The sequence below is a fragment of the Streptomyces sp. NPDC096193 genome, from assembly GCF_040302905.1.
Classification (GTDB): domain Bacteria; phylum Actinomycetota; class Actinomycetes; order Streptomycetales; family Streptomycetaceae; genus Streptomyces.
The window spans coordinates 128758-146959 of record NZ_JBEOSJ010000010.1; the positions used below are offsets into that span (position 1 = coordinate 128758).

The following is an 18202-nucleotide window of genomic DNA, read 5'->3' on the forward strand; positions in this document are numbered from 1 at the left end:
GGTGTCGACGCCGTTCTATGTCTCACCCCAGCAGGCCATGGCCGACCGGGCGGAATACGCCCGCAAGGGCATCGCCCGTGGTCGCAGCCTCGTTGTGCTGCAGTACACCGACGGCATCGTCTTCGTCGGTGAGAACCCGTCCCGCGCGCTGCACAAGTTCAGCGAGATCTACGACCGGATCGGCTTCGCCGCCGCCGGCAAGTACAACGAGTACGAGAACCTCCGCATCGGCGGTGTGCGCTACGCCGACCTGCGCGGATACACCTACGACCGAGACGATGTGACGGCCCGCGGGCTGGCCAACGTCTACGCCCAGACACTGGGCACCATCTTCTCCAGCGCGGCCGAGAAGCCCTACGAGGTGGAGCTGGTCGTCGCCGAGGTGGGCGCCACCGCGGACGGCGACCAGATCTACCGGCTGCCGCACGACGGATCGATCGTGGACGAGCACGGCTCGGTCGCGGTCGGCGGCAACTCCGAGCAGATCAGCACCTATCTCGACCAGCGGCACCGCGAGGGTATGTCCCTGGCGGAGGCGCTGAAGCTGGCCGTACAGGCCCTGTCCAACCAGACCAACGGCAACGACCGGGAGATCCCGGCGGAGCGCCTCGAAGTGGCGGTCCTGGACCGCACACGGCCGCAGCAGCGGAAGTTCAAGCGCATCGTCGGCCGGCAGCTGGCCCGGCTGCTGGAGGCGGACGGCGCCGCCTCCACCCCGACCGACGCACCGTCCGACGAGGAGTCCACGGAGGACGGCGAGGAGTAGCCCGCCGGCCTCCGAGACGGCACCACGACCGACTGCGCCCCGGACCGCCCGTGCGGACCGGGGCGCAGCCTTGCGCGGGCTGTGTAACGTCTTCGCGTGCCGGCTCTCCGGCCGCTCGGCTCAGCCGGGTGAGGGGGCGTCGGTGGAGCGCGCGGTGGAGCCGCGGGTGACGAGTTCGACCGGCAGCCCGCCCTCCTCGGGCTGGCGTCCGGTGAGGACGGCGAGGAGGGCGGACATACCGCGCTCGCCGACCCGTTCCGCGGGCAGCCGGACCGTGGTGAGCTCCGGCTCCACGGCGGTGGCGAGGGCGAGGTCGTCGAAGCCGGTGACCGAGACGTCCTCGGGCACCCGCAGCCCCAGCCGCCGTACGGCCTTGCAGGCTCCGGCGGCCAGGACGTCGTCGTCGCAGATCAGCGCGGTCGGGCGAGGCCCGGGGCCGGTGAGGGCCGTTTCCGCCGCCCGACGGGCACCGCCGACGTCGAGCGGCGCCGGCACCGTGGTGCAGACCGCGTCGGGAACGGCACCCAGCGCCTGCGCAAGGGCCGCTGCCCGCACGTCGAACGTCCAGGACGACACGGCTGAGGCGAGGTGGACGAAGCGACGGTGACCGAGCGTCAACAGATGGTCCGTCACCTGCCTCATGCCGTCGGCGATGTCCAGGTTCACATGGGCCGCCGCCCCCGGGTCCGACGGGTCGCTGTCCAGCATGACCAGCGGGAGGTCCGTGCCGCGGATCTCGGTGAGGGCTTCGGCTGCCATGGAGGAGGCGATCACGCCGTCCAGGGCGGCGCGGGCGGACGCGAAGGGGTCCCTGGCGGGGCCGACGCCGTCGGGGGAGGGGTAGAGGACCACGCCGAAGCCGTGCTCGGCGGCCACGCGGGCGGCGCCGGTGTAGACCCGGGCGAAGAACTCGTTGGTGAGTGCGGGCACGACGAGCAGCGCGGTCCGGGTCCGCCCGAGCCGGAGATTCCGTGCGGCGAGATTGGGCCGGTACCCGAGCTCCCGGGCCACGTCCCGCACCGCGGCGGCGGTCCGCTCGGAGACCCGGCCCCGCCACTTGTCCCCGAGCACGAGCGACACGGTGGCCTGCGAGACCCCGGCGACGCGGGCCACGTCCCGGCTGGTGGGCCGGGCTCCGCCGCCGGGCTCCGCCTCGGGAGCGGGGGGCCGGCCACTCGCCTCGGGAGCCGGGGTCCGGGCGGTCGCCCGTGCGGCCTCCCGCGCCCCCGCGGCCTCCGGGGTCGCCGCGGGTGCGGCCCTCCTGCCCGCCGCGCCCGCCGGCGACGAACCGGGGCGAGGGCCGCGCCCGTGGGGTCCCTCTGACATCGATCGCCGTCCTCGCACCGCTCGTCCGCCGGGTCCGTGCCCGTCCGCGGGGGCGGAGCGGTAGACCCGCGGACTGTCGACATGGTAGGCATGACGCCGTACGTTATACGTAAAACCTCGGCACTCGCCGAGAGGAGAGGAGCGGCAATATGGCCGCGGGAGCCACGGGCTACGCAGACATACTCAAAGCCCCGCACGCCGCCCGGCTGCTGGCCGGGACGCTTGTGGGACGGCTCCCGAACGCCACCGCCCCCGTCGCCGTCGTGCTGTTCACCCGGGCCGAGGGCGGGAGCTACACCCTCGCCGGCGGGCTCGCCGCCGTGTACGGCATCGCCACCGCCGTCGGCCAGCCGCTCCTCGGACGGGCCGTCGACGTGCACGGCCAGCCGCGCGTCCAGCTGCCGGCGGCCGTGGTCTCCGCCCTCGGCATGGTCCTGCTGGCCCTCGCCGGGATCGGCTCCCTGCCGCTGGCCTACGCGGCCGTCGCCGTCGCCGGCCTCTTCACCCCGCCGCTCGAAGGCGGTCTGCGGGCCCTGTGGCCGAGCGTGCTGGGCCGTGAGGACCGCGTACACCGGGCGTACGCCATGGACGCCGTGGCCCAGGAGGTGATGTTCACCGTCGGCCCGCTGCTGGTCACGCTGCTGGTCGCCGTCTGGTCGGCCGGGGCCGGGCTCTTCGTCATCAACCTCATCGGCGTTCTCGGCGCCCTCTCGGTCGTCCTGTCGGAACCCTCCCGCGCCTGGCGCTCCGCACCCCGTGAGGCCCACTGGCTGGGTGCTCTGCGCTCTCCCGGGCTGCTGGCGCTGCTCGGGGCGTTCTTCTTCGTCGGCCTCGCTCTCGGCTCCATCACGGTCGCCGGAGTCGCCTACGCCGACGACCACGGCCAGGAGTCGGTGTACGGCTGGCTCATGGCCGCGCTCGGCCTCGGCGCGCTGATCGGCGGCACCGCCTACGGCGCGCGCCAGTGGACCGGGGCCCCCGAGCGCCGGCTGCGGGTCATCATCGCTCTGCTCGCGCTCGGCTACCTGCCGCTCGTGCTCACCCCCGGTGTCGTCGGCATGACCGCTCTGTGCGCCCTCGCGGGTGTCTTCCTGGCCCCGGCGATCGCGTGCGCCTTCATCGTCGTCGACCGGCACGCGCCGACCGGCACCGTCACCGAGGCGTTCTCCTGGCTGGTGACCACGTTCGGCGTGGGCGCGGCCGCCGGCACCGCGGTCGCGGGCCCGGCCGTCGAGATCGGCGGCACGGCGTGGAGCTTCGCCGTGGCCGGGGCGGCCGGAACAGCCGCACTTCTGGTTCTGATGACCACTCAGCGGGTCCTCGCAGTTCCCGGGCGTACCAAGGAGATGGCGCGCTCATCGGAAAATGATCGAAACGGTGCCGCCGAACCCGGTTTCAGCTCAGGCCGTGAGGCGTAATGTTCAGACATGGACCGCCGCATTTTCGGGCTGGAGAACGAGTACGGCGTCACGTGCACGTTCAGGGGACAGCGCCGACTGTCACCTGACGAAGTGGCGCGCTACCTCTTCCGCCGTGTTGTCTCATGGGGCCGCAGCAGCAATGTCTTCCTGCGGAACGGCGCCCGCCTCTACCTCGACGTGGGTTCGCATCCGGAATACGCGACACCGGAATGCGACAACGTGACGGAACTGGTCACCCACGACAAGGCAGGCGAGCGCATTCTCGAAGGCCTGCTCGTCGACGCCGAACGCCGCCTGCACGAGGAGGGAATCGCGGGCGACGTCTATCTGTTCAAGAACAACACCGACTCGGCGGGAAACTCCTACGGATGCCACGAGAACTATCTCGTCGCGCGCCACGGAGAGTTCTCCCGGCTCGCGGACATCCTCATCCCGTTCCTGGTCACCCGTCAGCTGCTGTGCGGCGCGGGCAAGGTACTCCAGACCCCGCGGGGCGCGGTCTACTGCGTCAGCCAGCGCGCCGAGCACATCTGGGAGGGTGTCAGCTCCGCGACCACCCGGTCCCGCCCGATCATCAACACCCGGGACGAACCGCACGCGGACGCCGAGCGCTACCGCCGGCTGCACGTCATCGTCGGTGACTCCAACATGTCCGAGACGACCATGCTGCTCAAGGTCGGCGCCACCGACCTCGTGCTGCGCATGATCGAGGCCGGCACCGTGATGCGCGACCTGACCCTGGAGAACCCGATCCGGGCGATCCGCGAGGTCAGCCACGACATCACCGGCCAGCGCAAGGTGCGCCTCGCCAGCGGACGCGAGGCCTCGGCCCTCGAGGTCCAGCGGGAGTACTACGAGAAGGCCGTGGACTTCGTCGACCGCCGCGGCATCCGCACCGGCACCGTCGAGCAGGTCCTGGAGCTCTGGGGCCGCACCCTGGACGCGATCGACGCCGAGGACCTCGACCGTATCGGCACCGAGATCGACTGGGTCATGAAGTACAAGCTCATCGAGCGGTACCGGGCCAAGCACAACATGACCATGTCGCACCCGCGTGTCGCGCAGATAGACCTCGCCTACCACGACATCCATCGCAGGCGAGGGCTGTACTACCTCCTGGAGAAGAAGGGCCAGGCGGCCCGGATCTGCAACGACCTGAAGATCTTCGAGGGCAAGTCCGTGCCCCCGCAGACCACCAGGGCGCGGCTGCGCGGCGACTTCATCCGCCGGGCTCAGGAGCAGCGACGGGACTTCACCGTCGACTGGGTGCACCTCAAGCTGAACGACCAGGCCCAGCGGACCGTACTGTGCAAGGACCCGTTCCGTTCGGTCGACGACCGGGTGGAAAAACTCATCGCGGGCATGTAGCCGCAAGTCGGCCGAACGCGACTCGGGCCCCGTACGTTCCTCGTACGGGGCCCACGGCACGCCCTAGAGTGTCGGGGACCTACTGTGCCGTCTGAGATCTGAGGAACACGTGCGCCGACTTGCCGGCCTTCTTGTCGTACCGCTGCTGCTGTTGTCGTCAGTGGCGTGCGGCAGCGATGACAAGGCCTCCGATTCCGCCTCGATGAAGAACGGACTGCCCGCGATCACCGCGGGGGAGAAGTTCGGGCAGAAGCCGACTCTCGCCAAGGGCGAGGGGGATCCGCCCAAGGAGCTGAAGGTCAATGTCGTCAGCGAGGGCAAGGGTCAGGAGATCAAGAAGGGCGACGCGATCCAGGTCAACTACCTGGGTCAGTCGTGGGACTCCACCAAGCCCTTCGACAACAGCTTCGACCGTAAGCAGCCGTTCGATCTGACCCTCGGCGCCGGCCAGGTCATCAAGGGCTGGGACCAGGGCCTGGAGGGCCAGAAGGTCGGCAGCCGTGTCGAGCTGGGCATCCCGCCGGAGCTCGGCTACGGAGCGCAGGGCCAGGGTGACATCAAGCCCAACGCCACGCTCGTCTTCGTCGTCGACATCCTGAAGGCGACCACCATCCCGACCTCCGCCAAGGGCACCGAGGTCGCGCAGGACAACACCGACCTGCCGAAGGTGGGCACCAACACCGACGGCAAGGCCCCCACGGTGACCTTCCCGAAGCAGGCCGACCCGCCGAAGAAGCTCGTCTCGAACTACGTCATCGAGGGCACGGGACCCGCGCTCACCGACAAGGACAGCGTCGTCGTCCAGTACCAGGCGTTCCTGTGGGCCGGCGGCAAGAAGTTCGACAGCACCTACGACACGGGCAAGACCCAGACCTTCCCGCTCGGACAGGTCACCCTCAAGGGACTCAAGGACGGTCTCGTCGGCAAGAAGGTCGGCAGCCGCGTACTGCTGGTCATCCCGCCGGACCAGGCCTTCGGCGCCAAGGAGCAGCAGGGCATCCCGAAGAACTCCACGCTGGTGTTCGCCGTGGACCTGCTGACGAAGGTGTAAGACTGTCCGGGTTGCCCCGTTCATCATTTAGAGGAGCAGTTCAGTGAGCATCGAGAAGCCCGAGATCGACTTCCCGGGTGGCGAGCCGCCGGCCGACCTGCAGATCAAGGACATCTGGGAGGGCGACGGCCCGGTGGCCAAGGCGGGCGACACCGTCAAGGTCCACTACGTGGGTGTGGCCTTCTCCACCGGCGAGGAGTTCGACGCCTCCTGGAACCGCGGCACCCCGCTGCAATTCCAGCTCGGGGCCGGTCAGGTCATCTCCGGCTGGGACCAGGGCGTGCAGGGCATGAAGGTCGGCGGCCGCCGCCAGCTGACCATCCCCGCGCACCTCGCGTACGGCGACCGCGGCGCCGGTGGCGGCGTCATCGCCCCGGGCGAGACGCTGATCTTCGTCTGCGACCTGGTCGGCGTCTGATCGTCTGCGGTCGAAAAGGGCCCATGCTCCCCGGGGGGCATGGGCCCTCGGCTTTGCCGCGACACCCCGGGGCGGTACGGTCGTCGCTGGGCGGAAGTGACTCGATCAGAAGAGGTGCAGGGCGTCGATGGCCATTGCCAAGGCGGAGCGGCTGATGAATCTGGCGCTGTGCCTGCTCGGAACCCGGCGCCCCCTCAGCAAGCGCGAACTGCGCGGATCCATCGAGGCCTACCTCGAAGCGGGCTCCGACGACTCCTTCAACCGGATGTTCGAGCGCGACAAGGACGATCTGCGCGAACTCGGCCTGGTCATCGAGACGGTCGAGAACCTCGACGGTGACACCGGCTATCTCGCCCGCCGCGACAGCAACCGGCTGCCCGCCATCACGCTCGACGCCGAGGAAGCGGCCGCCCTCGGCCTCGCGGCCAAGGTCTGGCAGCAGGCCAGGCTCGCCGGAGCGGCCAGTGGCGCCCTCCAGAAGCTGCGCGCGGCAGGCATGCCCGAGGCCGAGGACTCCTACGAGGCCCAGCACAGCGCGCTGGAGCCCCGTATCCCGGTGCACGAAGCCGCCTTCGAGCCGCTGATGCTCGCCTGCCGCCACCGCCGGCCCGTCGTCTTCGACTACCGCAAGGGGAACGCCGCCCGCCCCGAGCAGCGCCAGGTCGAACCCTGGACGCTCGAATGCTGGCGCGGCCACTGGTACCTGGCCGGCTGGGACCGCGACCGGGCCGCCGAGCGCGTCTTCCGGCTCTCCCGCATCACCGGCAAGGTCCGCTCGCGCGCCGGCTCCTTCACCGCGCCGGTCCCCGACGTCGTCACCGTCCGCGAGACGGTGGAGAGCTGGGCGGGGGAGACGGCGACCCGCACCGCCCGGATCCGGCTGCGCACCGGCTGCGGCTACCCGCTGCGCGCCAGGGCCGCGTCGGTACGGGAGCTGGGAGACGGCTGGGAAGAGTTGGAGATTCCGTACGGACACGGTCTGGATGCCTGGCTGGTGGAGTTCGGCCCGGATGTCGTCGTCCTGGAGCCCGCGGATCTGCGGGCCGACGTGGTGGAGCGGCTGCGCGCCGTGGCTAAGGGCTGAGGGGGACGTACGACCATGGCCGCCAACGCCATCGACCAGACCAGACGGATGCTCTCGCTGGTGACCTATCTGCGCGAGCGCCCCGGCGCCCGCGTCGGGGACGTCGCCCGCGCCTTCGGGATCACCGAGGACGAGCTGATCTCCGACCTCGACGTGCTCCCGATGTGCGGCACGAGCTTCCGCGGCGGTGACCTCCTCGACATCGACACCGACGGCGACCGCATCTGGTGGCACAACCCCGACGACGTCGCCGAGCCGCTGCGGCTGGCCGCCGACGAGGCGACCGCCCTGCTGGTGGCCGCGCGCGCCGTGGCCATGCTGCCGGGGCTGCGCGAGGGCGACCGCGAGGCCCTGATCCGTGCCACCGCCAAGCTGGAGGCGGCCGCGGGCGAGGTGGCCGGGGCGAGTTCCCGGCTGTCCGTGACGTTCGAGTCCGAGGGCGGGGTCTTCGCCGAGGTGGACCGGGCGATCTCGGAACGCCGGCGGCTGTGGCTGCGGTACTACTCGCCCGCGCGTGACGAGCTCACTGAGCGGGAGGTCGACCCGATCCGGCTGTTCGCCGTCGGCCACACGTATATGGAGGCCTGGTGCCGCCTCTCCGAGGCGCGCAGGACCTTCCGACTCGACCGGGTCGCCGAGATCAAACTGCTCGACGCCCCGTCCGCGCCGCCCGAGATCGAACTGCGGGATCTTTCCGAGGGGCTGGTTCAGCCGTCCGCCGACGATCCCGAGGTGGTCATCGAGGTGGGACCCGGCGGCCGCTGGGTGGCGGAGTACTACCCGCACGACAGTGCCGAGGAACTCGCGGACGGTTGTCTGCGGATCACGCTGCGTACGCCGTCACCGTCCTCGCTGCGCCGGCTGGCGCTGCGGCTCGGGCAGGACGGCCGGATCGTCGCGCCCCAGGACCTCGCGGACAGCGCGCGGCAGGCGGCACGCGAGGCGCTCGCGGCCTACGACGGCCAGGAATAGGGAGATTCGCGCCACATGTCTGTGACATCCGGTTTCGCTGCGTCGATGGCTCCGGTCCTCTTCAAGGCCGGCTGCCCCGACTGCCGCGCGCGCTTCGAGCTCTCCGCAGGGGCCCTGCGGCTCGCGATCGGCGGCAGCCACCGTACGACCTTCTACTCCTTCACCTGCCCCGAATGCGGAACCGCCGTCCGCAAGCCGGCGGGGGAGCGGATCATCGAACTCCTCACCGGTGGCGGCGTGAGCACGCTGCGGCTCCACTCCACCGTCCGCAACGTCTAGGCTCTGCGCATGTTCTGGCCCATGCTCGCCATCGCTCTCGGCTTCCTCGGAATCGCCGTCCTCGGCGTCCTCGCGATCCGGGTCTTCGTCGAGGCCCAGCGGCTCGGCCACGAGGTCGCCCGCACCACCGAGCGGATCAACCGCGCCGCCGAGGACCTGGAGAAGGCGGCCACCGAGATGGCCCGCACCGGCGACACCCTGCGCTGAACGCCTGGTGAGGGAGGGGCTTCGGGGCCGCGGGACGCGGGGGTAGGCTTCTCCCAGCGGTCCAGACGGCGAGGCACGGGCCGCAACGGCGAGTATGCACAGGCATTGCCCTGCGTTTACCCCCCCGGGTTACGATCGCTCACACAGCACGGCGGTCGGACGCCTGTCCGACCAGCAGGCCAGCCCCACCCCAGCCGCCTCGGTGAGAAGGTACACGCTTATGTTCGGACGGATCGGCGCTCCGGAGATCATCCTGATCCTCGTCGTCATCATCCTCCTGTTCGGCGCCAAGAAGCTTCCGGACATGGCCCGTTCGCTGGGCAAGTCCGCGCGCATCCTCAAGAGCGAGGCCAAGGCGATGAAGTCGGAGGGCGGTCAGCAGCCCGCGCCCGCCGACCCGCCGCAGCCCGGTACGCCGCAGGACCAGGCCAACCCGCGCACGATCAAGGCCGCTCCCGGTGACGTGAGCAGCTCGCGTCCCGTGACCGAGCCGACGGACACCACCCAGCGCTGAGACAGAGCCGCCCAGGGCCCCGTCACCGGTGAGGGCCTGCCGCACGAGATGAGGACGTGGGTTGCTCAAGTCTGCCCGCAAGCAGGAGAGGGATCCCGAGGGGCGGATGCCCCTCGTGGAACACCTGCGTGAGCTTCGGAACAGGCTCGCGAAGGGACTCCTGGCGATCGTGGCCATCACGGTCGTCGCCGCCTTCTTCTACAACGACATCATCAACTTCTTCACCAAGCCCGTTCTGGAGTCGGTGGGTTGCCCCAGCTCCTTCTCGGAGCTGGCGAGGAAGCCCGAGGACACGACGTGCGCGCAGATCACCATCAATGGCCTGCTGACGCCGTTCACCCTCGCGCTGAAGGTCTCCCTGATGGCGGGTGTCGTCCTCGCCTCACCGATCTGGCTCTACCAGCTGTGGGCCTTCCTCGCGCCCGGCCTGCACAAGAGTGAGAAGAAGTACGCGCTGATCTTCGTCGGCGCCGGCTTCCCCCTCTTCCTGGGCGGCGGCTACTTCGCCTACCAGGTGCTGCCGACCACCGCGAAGGTGCTGATCGAGTTCACGCCGTTCGGTGTGGACAACCTGCTGCCGCTGGACGATCTGCTCGACCTCGTGACCCGTATGGTGATCGTCTTCGGCCTCGCCTTTGAGCTGCCGCTGCTGCTGGTCCTGCTCAACCTCGGCGGGGTCATCACCGGACGGCGGATGCTCGGCTGGTGGCGCGGCATGATCATGGGCATCACCGTCTTCGCGGCCCTGGCCACGCCCAGCACCGACCCGCTGACGATGATCGCGCTGGCGGCGCCGATCACCGTGCTGTACTTCGTCGCCACCGGCATCTCGCTGGTCAACGACCGCCGCCGGGCCATCCGGGACGCCAAGAATCCCGGTGCCGACGAGGCCTCGGAGCTCGACCTCACGCCGGAGGAGATCGGCGAGATCGAGCCCGTCTCGGCGACGCGCGCCCTGCCGGAGCAGGCGACGGGCGAGGCGGACGGCGGACGCTCGCACCGGCTCAACGGATACGACGACGTCACCTGAGACGCGGGAGGTGCGAAGGGGCCGGACGGAATCTCCGTTCGGCCCCTTCGCCGTCACGGGCGGGGGCTGGACTGCGTCCACGGGCCCCCTCGCCGCGTCCGGCCGGGTCCCAGGGGGCGGAAAACAAAGATCGAGGTGACTGTCAGAGCTGACGGGTAGGCTCGTGTACAAGATGACCGAGGACCTCTCTCCCGCTGAGCGCTACGCCGCCGCCCGCATCCGCGCCGCCGAGGAGGCCACTGCGCTGGCCCCCTTCCGCGAGATGTACGAATTCGATCTGGACCCGTTCCAGATCGAAGCCTGTCAGGCTCTGGAAGCGGGCAAGGGCGTGCTCGTCGCCGCACCCACCGGGTCCGGCAAGACCATCGTCGGCGAGTTCGCCGTTCACCTGGCCCTGCAGCAGGGCCGCAAATGCTTCTACACCACGCCCATCAAGGCGCTGTCCAACCAGAAGTACGCCGACCTGGCCAAGCGCTACGGCGCCGACAAGGTCGGCCTGCTCACCGGCGACAACAGCATCAACTCCGAGGCACCCGTGGTCGTCATGACCACCGAGGTGCTGCGCAACATGCTGTACGCGGGCTCGCAGTCGCTGCTCGGCCTCGGCTATGTGGTGATGGACGAGGTCCACTACCTCTCCGACCGCTTCCGCGGCGCCGTCTGGGAGGAAGTGATCATCCACCTCCCCGAGTCGGTGACGCTGGTGTCGCTCTCCGCGACCGTCTCCAACGCGGAGGAGTTCGGTGACTGGCTGGACACCGTCCGTGGCGACACCGAGGTGATCGTCTCCGAGCACCGGCCCGTGCCGCTGTGGCAGCACGTCATGGCCGGCAGGCGGATGTACGACCTGTTCGAGGAGGAGAGCGACCACGGCGGCCGGGGGACCGGCCGGCGCGAGGTCAACCCCGACCTGGTGCGCCTGGCGCGGATGGAGAACCAGCGCACGTACAACCCGCGTGACCGGCGTCGCGGCAAGATGGTGCGCGAGGCCGACCGCGAGCGCGAGCGCCGTCAGCGCAGCCGCATCTGGACGCCCGGGCGTCCCGAGGTCATCGACCGGCTCGACCAGGAAGGTCTGTTGCCCGCGATCACCTTCATCTTCAGCCGGGCCGCCTGCGAGGCCGCCGTACAGCAATGCCTGTACGCGGGGCTGCGGTTGAACGACGACGAGGCGCGGGTGAGGGTGCGCGAGATCGTCGAGGAGCGGACCGGGTCGATCCCCACGGAGGATCTGCACGTCCTCGGCTACTACGAGTGGCTGGAGGGCCTGGAGCGGGGCGTCGCCGCGCACCACGCCGGCATGCTGCCGACCTTCAAGGAAGTCGTCGAGGAACTCTTCGTCCGCGGCCTGGTCAAGGCCGTGTTCGCCACGGAGACGCTGGCGCTCGGCATCAACATGCCCGCGCGTTCCGTGGTGTTGGAGAAGCTCGTCAAGTGGAACGGCGAGCAGCACGCGGACATCACGCCCGGTGAGTACACGCAGTTGACGGGGCGCGCGGGGCGGCGCGGTATCGATGTCGAGGGCCACGCCGTGGTGCTGTGGCAGCGCGGCATGGACCCGGCCGCGCTCGCCGGTCTCGCCGGTACGCGGACCTACCCCCTGCGCTCCAGCTTCAGGCCGTCGTACAACATGGCGGTCAATCTGGTGCAGCAGTTCGGGCGGCACCGCTCGCGCGAGCTGCTGGAGACATCGTTCGCGCAGTTCCAGGCGGACCGGTCCGTCGTCGGCATCTCGCGTCAGGTCCAGAAGAACGAAGAGGGCCTGGAGGGCTACCGCGCGGGCATGACCTGCCATCTCGGCGACTTCGAGGAGTACGCGCGGCTGCGCCGTGAACTCAAGGACCGCGAGACCGAGCTGGCCAAGCAGGGCGCGGCGCAGCGGCGGGCCGCGGCGGCGACCTCGCTGGAGAAGCTGAAGCCCGGCGACGTCATCCATGTGCCGACGGGCAAGTTCGCCGGTCTGGCGCTGGTGCTCGACCCCGGAATCCCGGCCGGGCGGACGAACGGTCACCGCGGGTTCGAACAGCACGACGGCCCGCGGCCGTTGGTGCTGACCGCGGAGCGGCAGGTGAAGCGGCTGGCGTCGATGGACTTCCCGGTGCCGGTGGAGCCGCTGGAGCGGATGCGTATCCCGAAATCGTTCAACGCGCGCTCGCCGCAGTCGCGGCGCGACCTGGCATCCGCGCTGCGCACCAAGGCGGGCCACATCGTCCCAGACCGGCACCGCAAGCAGCGAGCGGCCGCGGCGGACGACCGGGACATCGCCCGGCTGCGTTCGGAGTTGCGCGCGCACCCGTGCCACGGCTGCGACGAGCGCGAGGACCATGCGCGCTGGGCCGAGCGCTACCACCGGCTCCAGCGGGACACGCGCCAGCTGGAGCGCCGTATCGAGGGGCGGACGAACACCATCGCCCGAACCTTCGACCGCATCGTGGCGCTGCTGACCGAGCTGGACTATCTGCGCAACGACGAGGTCACCGAACACGGCAAACGCCTGGCCCGGCTCTACGGCGAGCTCGACCTGCTGGCGAGCGAGTGCCTGCGCGACGGGGTGTGGGAAGGGCTCGACCCGGCCGAACTGGCCGCGTGCGTCTCGGCGTTGGTCTACGAGGCCCGCCAGTCGGACGACGCGGTGGCCCCGAAGGTCCCGGCGGGCAAGGCGAAGGACGCGCTCGGTGAGATGGTGCACATCTGGGGCCGACTCGACGCGCTCGAAGAGGACTTCAAGATCAACCAGGCGGAGGGCGTGGGCCAGCGGGAACCGGACCTGGGCTTCGCATGGGCCGCGTACCAGTGGGCGTCGGGCAAGAGCCTGGACGAGGTGCTGCGCGAGGCGGACATGCCGGCGGGTGACTTCGTGCGGTGGACGAAGCAGGTGATCGACGTACTGGGTCAGATCGCGGCGGCGGCACCGAGGGAAGACAGCACGGTTTCGAAGAACGCACGCAAGGCGGTGGACGGGTTGCTGCGGGGGGTTGTGGCGTACAGCTCGGTGGGCTGACCGGGCGTGGTGCGGGGCGGGTGGCTTGTGGCTTGGCCGCCTGTTGGGTGCGGGTGCCCTGTGGTGCGGGCTGTCCACGTGTGGGTGGGTGCGGGTGGCTTGCGGTGCGGGCACGCGTCCTGTGGGTGGGTGGGTGGGTGCGGGTGCCGGGTTCTTCGGAGGGGGGTGTCCGGACTGCTTTCTCACCGCGCTTCGCGCGAGTTGCTGAAGCTTTGACGTCCGGACACCCCCCTCCTGCGCCCCCGTCCCCCTCCCGCCGTCCAGCGACTCCCCGTCCGTCCGGTACGAGGTCTCGTGGAGCGATCGCGACGCGAGGGGGCGGAAAGGGGTCCGGCCCCGACGCGCGGAGATCGCCGTCTTCTGGGACCGCCGGCCTCTCGACGTCTTCGCCGAGCTGACCGTCTTCCGACAACAGGTCGATCCTGACCAATCCGCTACCCCTCCGGCACCGAATGCCTCCCTGGGTGACGGTGTCGGACGCCGGAGGGAGCGGGAATGACAGCGAACCGGCCTCGCGCGGCCGTGGTGGGCAGCGGTGTCTCCCGGCTGCGCGTGGTGGACGGCGTGCAGCGCTCCCTCGAAGTGGCGCCCGGCGATCGTTCGCGTCCTGCCGTGCACCGCAGGGCCCAACCCGGCCTGTTCCCGAGCGTGTTGCTCGTAGGGCCTGGTCCAGTACTCGTTCCTCAGGAGGGTGTGAAGTGACCGTGTCCGTGTCCTCAGCGTCCCCCGCGCGCCCGCGCACCGCCCCCGTCGATGCCCGGCGCTGGCCCGACGTGGCCGGTCTGCCCAGGAACTCCCCGCTGCGGACGGCGGTCGCCGAACGGCTCGTGCGTCGTGCGCTCGGCCGGCTGCCGTTGCGGGTGCGCCTCGGTGGTGGGGAGCCGGTCGGGCGGGGAGGGCCGCTCATGGAGGTCCACGAGCCGCCGCGCTTCTTCCGGCGCATCGGGCACAGCGGGCTCATCGGTTTCGGTGAGTCGTACATGGCGGGCGAGTGGGAGGCTCGTGATCTCGTCGGTGTTCTCACCGTGCTCGCCGAGAACGCCGCCTCGCTCGTGCCGGGAACGCTGCAGCGGCTGCGTGGCGCCTGGGCGACACCGCAGCCCGCCGAGCACCGCAACACCGCCGAGAACGCCCAGGCCAACTTCAGTCACCACTTCGACCTCTCCAACGAGCTGTTCGCGCTCTTCCTCGACGAGACCCTGTCGTACTCCTCCGGCCTCTTCCGCGGATTCCCCGCCGAGCCGCACCTGCTGGCCGCCGCACAGCACCGCAGGATCGACCGGCTGCTCGACCGTGCGAACGTCACCGCCGGGACCCAGCTGCTGGAGATCGGCACGGGCTGGGGAGAGTTGGCGATCCGCGCGGCGCAGCGCGGGGCGCGTGTGCTGACCGTGACGCTCTCCCGGGAGCAGCAGGCGCTCGCCCGCCGCCGGATCCGCCGGGCGGGTCTCGATGACCGGGTCACCGTCCTGCTGCGGGACTACCGCAACGTCCTCGGGTGCTACGACGCCATCGTGAGCGGCGAGACCCTCGAAGCGATGGGCGCGGAGTTCTGGCCGGACTACTTCATGGCGCTGGACCGTCTGCTCGCGGCCGGCGGCCGGGTGGCCCTCCAGACCATCACCATGCCGCACGAGCGGATGACCGCCTCCCGGAGCACGCACACCTGGATCCAGAAGTACGTCTTCCCCGGCGGGATGGTGCCGTCGACCGAGGCGATCGAGCAGGTCGTCGGCGGCTGCACCGCTCTGCGCGTGGCGACGCGGGACAGTTTCGGACCGCACTACGCGGAGACCCTGCGGCTGTGGCGCGAACGCTTCACGGAGCGCGCCGCCGACGTCGCGGCCCTCGGTTTCGACGAGACCTTCCGCCGGATGTGGACCTTCTATCTCGCCTACTCCGAAGCGGGCTTCCGCTCCGGTTGTCTGGACGTGCAGCAGCTGCTGCTGACCAAGGACGGACCGGGTTCATGACCGGCCCGGCGCGGACCCGCGGCTTCTGACAGCGCCCCGGGTCAGACCTGACCGCGGGCCTGCTCGCAGCGCGCCCGGCCTTCCTCCGGATCCACCAGTGGCTCCGGATAGTCGAGCCGGGCCCGGCGCAGATCGTCGAGCGCCCACGGCCGGTGCACCTCGGGCCCGGTCAGCTCGGCGAGTTCGGGAACCCAGCGGCGCACATGGTCACCGTACGGGTCGCAGCGCTGCGCCGACGCGAGCGGATCGAGGACCCTGTCCGTCCGGGGATCCGTTCCGGTGCCGGCGGCCCACTGCCAGTTGAGCTGGTTGTCGGCGATGTCCCCGTCGACCAGCAGATCCAGGAAGTGACGCGCCCCGATACGCCAGTCCACGTACAGCGTCTTCGTCAGGTAGTCCGCCGCGAGCAGCCGGGAGCGGTGGTGCATCCAGCCCTCGTGCAGCAACTGCCGCATGCCCGCGTCCACGACGGGGCAGCCGGTGCGCCCCTCCTTCCACGCGGTGATGTCCTTCTCGTCCCGGCGCCACCGGTCCCCGCGCGGACGGTAGTCGGCGTGCGCCGCGTCCGGCCGGGCCGCGAGGACCTGGTGGTGGAAGTCCCGCCGTGCCAGCCGCCGTACGAACGCGTCCGCGCCCGGCCCGCCCACGCGCCGTGCCCGCCCGACCAGTTCGGCCGCGGACAGGGTGCCGAAATGCAGATGGGGGGAGAGCCGCGAGGTGGTGTCCCCGGACAGATCGTCGTGCCGCCTGCCGTACGCCTCGATGCCGCCGCCGCTGTCGAGCCAGGCGGTCAGACGCTGCCGTCCCTCGTGCTCACCGCCCCTGGCGACCGCGGGTGACGCCCCGGTCACCGCGGTGCGCCGGGGCAGCGGATGGCCCGCCAGTTCGGGGACCGGCACGGCGTGCGGCGGCGCCACCACCTCGCGCAGTGCCGTCCGGGTCCAGCTGCCGAAGTACGGCCCGAACGCCGAGTGGTGGTTGTGGTCGGCGGGTGTCAGCTGCCCCGGCGGCACGGCGGTGGTGACTCCCTCGTGCACATGCAGGACGCATCGGACCGCCGTCAGCGCCGTGCGCAGCAGATCCTCCCGGCGTTTGGCGTAGGGGCTGACGCCGGCGGCGATGTGCACCGCGCGGGCGCCGGACTCGGTGACGACCCGGCACACCTGCTCGGTGACATCGCCGATACGGATCACCAGACGGCCGCCCCGTTCCCGCAGACCTGCGTCGAGCGAGGCGAGGCAATCCGCAAGAAAGGCACGGCGGTTGGGCACGGCGAAACCCGCACGCTGCACCCCGCGATCCACCACGAACAACGGCACAACCTCGTCCGCGCCCCGCACGGCGGCGCGCAGAGCCGGTTGGTCGTGCACCCGCAGATCGGAGGTGAAGAGCATGACCGCAACACTCATGAGCCGTCCTTCCTCAGGTGGGGAAGTTCATCAGAGCCACGGGGTCGCTGGTGGGCTCGGGCGAGCCGCCGGCCGGCTCGACGGTGACGCCCATGCCGGTAGCCGCGTTCACGGGACCGTCCATCAGGAGCGCGTTGTCGGCGGTGGCCGGGTTCATCAGACCGGCCGGCCGCATGGTGCCGCCGTCGTCGAACCAGAGCTGGTAGACCTTGCCCGCCGGCGGCCTGGGCAGGCCCGAGACGAGGAAGGCCGCCTGGTTGCGGCTCTTGGAGACAACGACCGTGCCGCGACCGCCGCCCTGCAGCCCGGTGCTGCTGACCTGGGCGTCCGGCGCGGCGAGGACCGCGGCGAGTGCGGCCGTCTGCTGCTCGGCGCGCTGCGCCGCCCGGCGGGCGTCCTGAGCCTCCTGGTGCTGCCAGAACGACACCCCGCCGAAGCCGGCTGCCGCAGCGAGACAGGCCGCCAGCACGAAGCGGGACAGCCCTCGGCCGCGGCGGCGGCCAGCGTGCAGCCGGGTGACGCGCGGCGGCTGCTGACGCTCGGCGGAGATCTTGCGCATCACCTGCTGTTTGAGCGCGGGCGGCGGGACCACGGCGGCGGCCATCCCCAACTTGCTCACCGTCGCGGCGAGTTCCCGTACCTCCTGTTCGCAGGAAGGACAGTTCTCCATGTGCCGCTCGAACTCGGCGCGCTCGTCGGGCGCCAGCGCGTGCAGCACATAGGCGCCGGTCAGCGTGTGCAGATCAGCGGTGGTCATGCGCTCACCCCCAGGCAGTCGCGCAGCCGGATGAGCCCGTCGCGCAGTCTCGTCTTGACCGTGCCCAGCGGCACGGAGAGCAGTTCGGCCACTTCGCGGTAGGCCAGACCCCGGTAGTACGCGAGGGTCACCGACTGGCGCTGGAGTTCGGTCAGTCCACCGAGGCACCGCCGTACCTGCTCGCGTTCGAGCCGGGCCTCCACCTGCTCGGTGACCTCGTCGTACGCGGGTGTCCGCTCCAGCAGCGCCGCCCGCCGTTCGCGGTCCGTGGCCGCCTGCGCCGACCGGACGCGGTCCACGGCGCGCCGGTGGGCCAGCGTGAGGATCCAGGTCATGGCCGATCCGCGGGACGGCTGGAAACGTGCCGCCGTGCGCCACACCTCGATCAGCACTTCCTGGGTCACCTCCTCCGACTGGGCCGGATCCCGCAACACGGCCCGGACCAGGCCGAGTACCGGTCCGCACGCCGCGTCGTACACCCGCGAGAAGGCGTCCTGGTCACCACGGGCCACCAGGGCGAGCAACTGTTGCAGATCCGGTCGCGCCGAGGCGGGACCGCCGATGCGTACGGCGTCGTTCACGCAGCTTCCTCCACTGTGCGGGCATCTCGTCCGGACAGAATCACC

General features: G+C 70.8%; 17 protein-coding genes. 13 read left to right on the forward strand and 4 right to left on the reverse strand.

Annotation, left to right across the window (positions count from 1 at the left end):
• Nucleotide 1 precedes the first annotated feature (1 nt).
• Complete coding sequence (gene prcA, locus ABTX78_RS17120) at nucleotides 2–766, forward strand: proteasome subunit alpha (protein ID WP_352207592.1); 765 nt, start codon at nucleotides 2–4, stop codon at nucleotides 764–766.
• Between the two features lie 120 nt (nucleotides 767–886).
• Here prcA and ABTX78_RS17125 read toward each other — a convergent pair whose 3' ends face one another.
• Nucleotides 887–2092 (reverse strand): LacI family DNA-binding transcriptional regulator, encoded by a 1206-nt coding sequence (locus tag ABTX78_RS17125; protein WP_352207593.1) that lies wholly within the window; start codon nucleotides 2090–2092, stop codon nucleotides 887–889.
• Between the two features lie 149 nt (nucleotides 2093–2241).
• Between ABTX78_RS17125 and ABTX78_RS17130 the strand changes: the two genes are divergently transcribed.
• From ABTX78_RS17130 to ABTX78_RS17185, 12 genes are all read left to right on the forward strand, one after another.
• Nucleotides 2242–3510 (forward strand): MFS transporter, encoded by a 1269-nt coding sequence (locus ABTX78_RS17130; protein WP_352207594.1) that lies wholly within the window; start codon nucleotides 2242–2244, stop codon nucleotides 3508–3510.
• A gap of 9 nt (nucleotides 3511–3519) precedes the next feature.
• Entirely contained in the window at nucleotides 3520–4881 is a 1362-nt protein-coding gene (gene pafA, locus ABTX78_RS17135; RefSeq protein WP_313947324.1) for a Pup--protein ligase, read from the forward strand.
• A gap of 109 nt (nucleotides 4882–4990) precedes the next feature.
• Complete coding sequence (locus ABTX78_RS17140) at nucleotides 4991–5932, forward strand: FKBP-type peptidyl-prolyl cis-trans isomerase (RefSeq protein WP_352207595.1); 942 nt, start codon at nucleotides 4991–4993, stop codon at nucleotides 5930–5932.
• 43 nt (nucleotides 5933–5975) lie between these two features.
• Nucleotides 5976–6350 carry an FKBP-type peptidyl-prolyl cis-trans isomerase gene (locus ABTX78_RS17145; protein ID WP_352207596.1) on the forward strand — a complete coding sequence of 125 codons (375 nt, stop codon included), beginning with the start codon at nucleotides 5976–5978 and terminating at the stop codon, nucleotides 6348–6350.
• Nucleotides 6351–6477: 127 nt separating this feature from the next.
• Entirely contained in the window at nucleotides 6478–7434 is a 957-nt protein-coding gene (locus ABTX78_RS17150; protein WP_340472200.1) for a helix-turn-helix transcriptional regulator, read from the forward strand.
• 15 nt (nucleotides 7435–7449) lie between these two features.
• Entirely contained in the window at nucleotides 7450–8406 is a 957-nt protein-coding gene (locus ABTX78_RS17155; RefSeq protein WP_327685105.1) for a helix-turn-helix transcriptional regulator, read from the forward strand.
• 15 nt (nucleotides 8407–8421) lie between these two features.
• A complete protein-coding gene (locus ABTX78_RS17160; RefSeq protein WP_352207597.1) occupies nucleotides 8422–8685 on the forward strand; it encodes a hypothetical protein in 264 nt (87 codons plus the stop codon).
• A 9-nt stretch (nucleotides 8686–8694) separates the two neighbouring features.
• A complete protein-coding gene (locus ABTX78_RS17165; RefSeq protein WP_352207598.1) occupies nucleotides 8695–8892 on the forward strand; it encodes a hypothetical protein in 198 nt (65 codons plus the stop codon).
• A gap of 220 nt (nucleotides 8893–9112) precedes the next feature.
• On the forward strand, nucleotides 9113–9406 hold the full coding sequence (tatA, locus tag ABTX78_RS17170) for a Sec-independent protein translocase subunit TatA (protein WP_352207599.1): 294 nt from the start codon (nucleotides 9113–9115) through the stop codon (nucleotides 9404–9406).
• A gap of 61 nt (nucleotides 9407–9467) precedes the next feature.
• Nucleotides 9468–10436, forward strand: a complete 969-nt coding sequence (gene tatC, locus ABTX78_RS17175) for a twin-arginine translocase subunit TatC (RefSeq protein ID WP_352207600.1) — start codon at nucleotides 9468–9470, stop codon at nucleotides 10434–10436.
• Nucleotides 10437–10608: 172 nt separating this feature from the next.
• Nucleotides 10609–13437, forward strand: coding sequence for a DEAD/DEAH box helicase (locus tag ABTX78_RS17180; RefSeq protein ID WP_352207601.1), 2829 nt, complete (start codon nucleotides 10609–10611; stop codon nucleotides 13435–13437).
• A gap of 698 nt (nucleotides 13438–14135) precedes the next feature.
• On the forward strand, nucleotides 14136–15410 hold the full coding sequence (locus tag ABTX78_RS17185; RefSeq protein WP_502993891.1) for a class I SAM-dependent methyltransferase: 1275 nt from the start codon (nucleotides 14136–14138) through the stop codon (nucleotides 15408–15410).
• A gap of 41 nt (nucleotides 15411–15451) precedes the next feature.
• On the opposite strand, the gene ABTX78_RS17190 is transcribed toward ABTX78_RS17185, so the two are convergent.
• Genes ABTX78_RS17190 through ABTX78_RS17200 form a run of 3 tightly spaced genes read right to left on the reverse strand, consistent with a single transcriptional unit; the run spans nucleotide 15452 to nucleotide 18157 of the window.
• Nucleotides 15452–16819: a cryptochrome/photolyase family protein gene (locus ABTX78_RS17190; protein WP_352207602.1), complete on the reverse strand. Its 1368-nt coding sequence runs from the start codon at nucleotides 16817–16819 to the stop codon at nucleotides 15452–15454.
• A 13-nt stretch (nucleotides 16820–16832) separates the two neighbouring features.
• Nucleotides 16833–17576 carry an anti-sigma factor gene (locus ABTX78_RS17195; protein WP_352207603.1) on the reverse strand — a complete coding sequence of 248 codons (744 nt, stop codon included), beginning with the start codon at nucleotides 17574–17576 and terminating at the stop codon, nucleotides 16833–16835.
• The gene (locus ABTX78_RS17200) at nucleotides 17573–18157 is read right to left on the reverse strand and encodes a sigma-70 family RNA polymerase sigma factor (protein ID WP_352207604.1); all 585 of its coding nucleotides are present in this window, start codon (nucleotides 18155–18157) and stop codon (nucleotides 17573–17575) included. The genes ABTX78_RS17195 and ABTX78_RS17200 overlap by 4 nt, the downstream gene beginning before the upstream one ends.
• Nucleotides 18158–18202 lie beyond the last annotated feature (45 nt).

What these genes read in the sequence shown, in the direction of transcription:
- ABTX78_RS17150 (WP_340472200.1), top strand. Translation starts at nt 6,478, where the DNA reads ATGGCCATTGCCAAGGCGGAGCGGCTGATGAATCTGGCGCTGTGCCTG.
- ABTX78_RS17155 (WP_327685105.1), top strand. Translation starts at nt 7,450, where the DNA reads ATGGCCGCCAACGCCATCGACCAGACCAGACGGATGCTCTCGCTGGTG.
- ABTX78_RS17130 (WP_352207594.1), top strand. Translation starts at nt 2,242, where the DNA reads ATGGCCGCGGGAGCCACGGGCTACGCAGACATACTCAAAGCCCCGCAC.
- tatA (WP_352207599.1), top strand. Translation starts at nt 9,113, where the DNA reads ATGTTCGGACGGATCGGCGCTCCGGAGATCATCCTGATCCTCGTCGTC.
- pafA (WP_313947324.1), top strand. Translation starts at nt 3,520, where the DNA reads ATGGACCGCCGCATTTTCGGGCTGGAGAACGAGTACGGCGTCACGTGC.
- ABTX78_RS17195 (WP_352207603.1), bottom strand. Translation starts at nt 17,576, where the DNA reads ATGACCACCGCTGATCTGCACACGCTGACCGGCGCCTATGTGCTGCAC.
- ABTX78_RS17180 (WP_352207601.1), top strand. Translation starts at nt 10,609, where the DNA reads ATGACCGAGGACCTCTCTCCCGCTGAGCGCTACGCCGCCGCCCGCATC.
- ABTX78_RS17190 (WP_352207602.1), bottom strand. Translation starts at nt 16,819, where the DNA reads ATGAGTGTTGCGGTCATGCTCTTCACCTCCGATCTGCGGGTGCACGAC.
- ABTX78_RS17125 (WP_352207593.1), bottom strand. Translation starts at nt 2,092, where the DNA reads ATGTCAGAGGGACCCCACGGGCGCGGCCCTCGCCCCGGTTCGTCGCCG.
- ABTX78_RS17165 (WP_352207598.1), top strand. Translation starts at nt 8,695, where the DNA reads ATGTTCTGGCCCATGCTCGCCATCGCTCTCGGCTTCCTCGGAATCGCC.
- ABTX78_RS17160 (WP_352207597.1), top strand. Translation starts at nt 8,422, where the DNA reads ATGTCTGTGACATCCGGTTTCGCTGCGTCGATGGCTCCGGTCCTCTTC.